The 4,469-nt window shown below is 36.5% G+C and carries 4 protein-coding genes and 1 pseudogene; 1 reads left to right on the top strand and 4 read right to left on the bottom strand.

All coding sequences use genetic code 11. The features are described from left to right. Positions 1–362, top strand: a pseudogene (locus AC06OU_RS10710) (VWA domain-containing protein); the annotation flags it as partial. A gap of 47 nt (positions 363–409) precedes the next feature. Here the strand turns inward: AC06OU_RS10710 and AC06OU_RS10715 are convergent. The 4 genes from AC06OU_RS10715 to AC06OU_RS10730 form a co-directional block, all read right to left on the bottom strand. After that, entirely contained in the window at positions 410–1,597 is a 1,188-nt protein-coding gene (locus tag AC06OU_RS10715; RefSeq protein ID WP_475855698.1) for an MFS transporter, read from the bottom strand. A gap of 494 nt (positions 1,598–2,091) precedes the next feature. Further along, complete coding sequence (locus AC06OU_RS10720) at positions 2,092–3,165, bottom strand: ABC transporter substrate-binding protein (protein ID WP_475855700.1); 1,074 nt, start codon at positions 3,163–3,165, stop codon at positions 2,092–2,094. After that, a complete protein-coding gene (locus AC06OU_RS10725) occupies positions 3,162–3,968 on the bottom strand; it encodes an ABC transporter permease (protein WP_169358913.1) in 807 nt (268 codons plus the stop codon). The genes AC06OU_RS10720 and AC06OU_RS10725 overlap by 4 nt, the downstream gene beginning before the upstream one ends. Further along, on the bottom strand, positions 3,952–4,469 hold a 518-nt coding region (locus AC06OU_RS10730; RefSeq protein WP_475855702.1), incomplete at its 5' end, for an ABC transporter permease. The genes AC06OU_RS10730 and AC06OU_RS10725, both read right to left, overlap by 17 nt.

Consider the following 4,469-nt stretch of genomic DNA (forward strand, 5'->3'; position numbering starts at 1 on the left):
CCAATGAACAGGACGCGGTCTATCAAGCTGGAATATCTATTCCCTATAGTGAAGAATATAAGGTCCAACAGCCAGATGTCCAAAAACTACAGCTTATAACAAACAGAACTGGTGGAGAACTATTAAGTGAGCCAGCAGAGGCGTTTCGAGATATGGATGTCACTAGCTCCGAAAAACAGCCTATTAGACAGATGTTAATATTAATAGCGATAATCCTTTTCTTTATCGATATAACAATCAGGAGATTTGGATTTAAACAGCTAATTTTACCATTTATGAAACCTAAAAAAGCAATTACCCCTTCCACTACAACAAAGTCCAGTAATATGGAAAAGCTAGTGAGAGAAAAGAAAAAACGATAAAATGTAAAAAAGCGCAACAGAGGTTTGTATCCTCCGTTGCGCTTTTATCATAGAATGACAGGTTTCTTCTTTTTAACCCAAACAAGTGTAATGACCCAAGTGCAAAGTAAAATTACCGCACCTACTAAAAACGGTATGTTAATATTTACGTCAAATAATATACCAGCAAGTGCTGGGCCAATCATATTGCCTAAACTCATATAAGCATTATTCATACCAGCAGCAAACCCCTGCTCATTGCCAGCGAGCTTAGAAACGATGGTATTAACAGCTGGTCTAATCAATGTAGTAGCAATCGAGAAGACTGTTGCTAAAAACAAGATAAGCCAAAAGGAGTCTACTAAAAAGAATAGAACTAATGAGACGGCTCCCACAACTAAGTTGACAAGAATAACGTTTAATTCACCAAAACGTTTAAATAAGCGATCGATGACAACTGTTTGAATAACTACTCCCACAAATCCACCTACCGTTAAGATAGCGGCTATTCTTTGCGGACTATACTCGTATTTGTGATCTACATATAAAGAGAAGGTTGCCTGGAAGTTAGCGATTCCAAATGAAAATACAAAGATGATAAATAACATCATAAAGTAAGGTGTATAAATCGAGCTTTTCATTTGAGTAAGAATATTTTCACGTTTTTTTATAGCTGGATTTAAATCAGTTATTACATTTTTAATATCAGGCAAAATGATCAAGGATACTATTGCGGAAAGAAAAGAAACTACCGCTGCCATGTAAAATGGAAAGGATAAACTAACTCCTGCTAAAAATCCTCCAATAGCCGGCCCAATCATAAAGCCTAGTGACATGGAAGCTCCAATGAACCCCATACCTTTCCCACGTTCTTCATAACTTGTTATGTCAGCGACAAAGGCCATCGTTGCAGGTACTAAAAACGCTCCACCAACTCCACCCATAAATCTTGCAATATAAAGCATCCATTCTTGTGTAGCTAGCCCAAACCATAATTGTGAAACAGCGAAGATGATCAAGCCAATAATGATCATTTTTTTTCTTCCATGTTTGTCAGATAGTTCACCCGCTAATGGGGAAAATATAAATTGTCCTAAGGCATAGGATGCGATGATAAAACCTAAGGCTTGCCCAGCAACTCCAAAAGTTTCTAAATAAGAAGGCATTACTGGAATAACAATTCCTATCCCTGACATTACAATAAACATATTGAACATCAGAATATATAATGCAAATTTATTTCTTTTCTCTGTCATAATGACTCCTGCTTTCTCTCGTACTATTATTCATCTATCGATAATATCATATTTTCCCATTAATACATACTTTCGTGCCCCGAAAAGTTTTGATGTTTACATTATGATAAGAATTGTAGAGATAGATGGCAGATTTCCGCTTTCGGCGGACGCTTTTTCGTGGGGTGAGCGATAAGCCATCACCCATCGCTAACGCGCGTGGTTGTGATGTCTTATCTGTCTCTCTCATCCCACCGGAGTCGCCGCCTGCCGCTCCAATCATAGGAAATGTAATAAATTGAAAAGAGGGATCTATCATAACCTTTTCCGTTATAAAGGCACTTAAATGGCTATTAAGCTAGTCATGCTTGATAAAAACGTATGCATTGAGAGAAAATTAGTAGCATATAAAAAAAGCAAGTACGTGAATGACAATCATTCACGTACTTGTTACTGTTCTATATAATTTTTTTAGGAGAGCTGAACTTACGGACACCTTTTTTTCGAAAAAGTGATTAATTATCTCCCATTTTAAATTTCAAGAATAATTCATTGTAATGGCCTAGCATTTCGAGACCAAGGTTTTTGTAAACTTCTAAATTATCTCTAGCTTCTTCTGTAGGATAGAAACGCTCGTCTGCGATAACCTCTTCATCCATTATTTCCATCGCTGCAGTATTAGGAGTGGAATAACCAACGTAATCTGCATTTTGAGCAGCAACCTCAGAATCTAACATGAAGTTGATGAAAGCATGTGCACCATCCACGTTGGCGGAGGTTTTAGGGATTACCATATTATCAAACCATAAATTAGAGCCTTCTTCAGGAACAGAATAGTCTAGTTCTTCATTCTCCCACATCATGTCAGCTGCTTGTCCAGACCAAGTAAGGGCAACAGCTGCTTCCTCGTTTACCATCAGCTGCGTTACTTCATCACCAATAATAGCCTTTACATTAGGAGTCAAGCCTTGAAGCTTTTCAAGAGCACTTTGAAGCTCATTTTCATCTGTAGAGTTTAAGGAATAACCTAGGCTATTTAATCCCATTCCAATAACCTCACGTGCTCCATCTACTAATAATACCTTGCCTTCCAATGATGGATCCCACAAATTATCCCAGCTTTCAAATGTTTGCCCCTCCAATAGGGAAGGATTATAAACAATTCCTACTGTTCCCCAAAAATAAGGGATAGAAAACTCATTTTTAGGATCAAAAGGTAAATCTAAAAAGTAAGAATCAACGTTTTTTAGATTTGGTAACTTGGAAGGATCGATTGGCAATAGTAAATCATTTTCCTTCATTTTTTCAATAGCATACTCTGAAGGGACAGCTATATCATAGGAAGTCCCACCTTGTTCAATTTTAGTCATCATGGCTTCGTTTGAATCAAATGTTTCATAAACCACACGATATCCAGTTTCTTCTTCAAACTGGTTTATCAACTCAGGATCAATGTATTCTCCCCAGTTAAATACAGTAACAGTATCACTACCGGCATTATTTGCACTTTTTCCTAAATAATCGTTAGTGATAAATAATACGATACATACCACTATAATGGCTACAGCTGCTCTTACAATTTCCTTCATTTACGTATCCCCATTCCTGTCAGGTTTTTACCGCCTCGCTGGCTAATGAAGTAGTAACCTACAACTAAGAACAATGTTACGATAAAAATAATACCTGAAAGTGCATTTATTGTTAAAGTAATTCCAGCTCGAGCCATGGAGTAAATTTCAACAGATAGAGTACTAAAACCATTTCCTGTTACAAAAAAGGTCACTGCAAAATCATCTAAAGAATAAGTAAGTGCCATAAAGAAACCTGCGAAAATACCTGGCTTGATGAAAGGGATGATCACCCTTCTTAAAATGTCTCTTCTAGTTGCACCTAAGTCAGCTGCAGCATCGATTAATGAGCTGTTCATCTCTTGAAGCTTAGGAAGTACCATTAAAACAACAATAGGAATACTAAAAGCAATATGAGAAATAAGCACAGAGGCAAATCCAAGCTTAACTCCTACCATTGTGAATAGGATTAAAAATGACGCCCCAATGACAACGTCAGGACTTACGATTAACACGTTATTTAACGATAAAATCGAATTTCTCAATGATTTGTTTCTAATATAAACTATTCCTAAGGAACCTAGAACTCCAATTGCAGTTGAAATTAAAGCCGATAGTAATGCGACTATAACTGTGTTTATAAGTATCATTATTAAGCGAGTATCAGAAAATACTGCTGCGTAATGCTCCCATGTGAAGGAGTCAAATTCATTCATCGTACCGCCGCTGTTAAATGAATAGAATATCAAATAAAAAATAGGAGCATAAAGAATGACGAAAATAAGGACTAAATATATTTTTGCTGCCTTACTTGTGTTTCCCATTGGAAGTTGCCCCCTTATCTCTTTGCCCTGTAATAATCATTACGATTACCATGAAGATGATTAAGAATACAGCGATCGTTGAACCCATTCCCCAGTTTTGAGTTACAAGGAATTGTTGCTCAATAGCTGTTCCTAAAGTAATTACTTTGTTACCAGCGATTAAGCGGGTAATCATAAATAGGGATAACGAGGGAATAAATACTGCCTGAACTCCAGCCTTTACACCATTTGTTGTTAAAGGAAAGATAACCTTTCTAAAGGTTGTCCAACCAGAAGCCCCTAAATCTTTACTTGCATCAATAAGAGAAGGATTTAACTTATCAAGCGAGTTAAAGATCGGAAGAATCATAAATGGTATAAAAATATATACCGAAACGAAAATAAAACTGAAATCAGTAAATAGTATTTGTTGCTCTCCTATACCGAATATATTTAAGAAAGCATTAATTGGACCATATAAGCCGAAAATACCAATAAAGGCATATGTTTTTAATAATAGGT

This window comes from Psychrobacillus sp. (assembly GCF_056205495.1).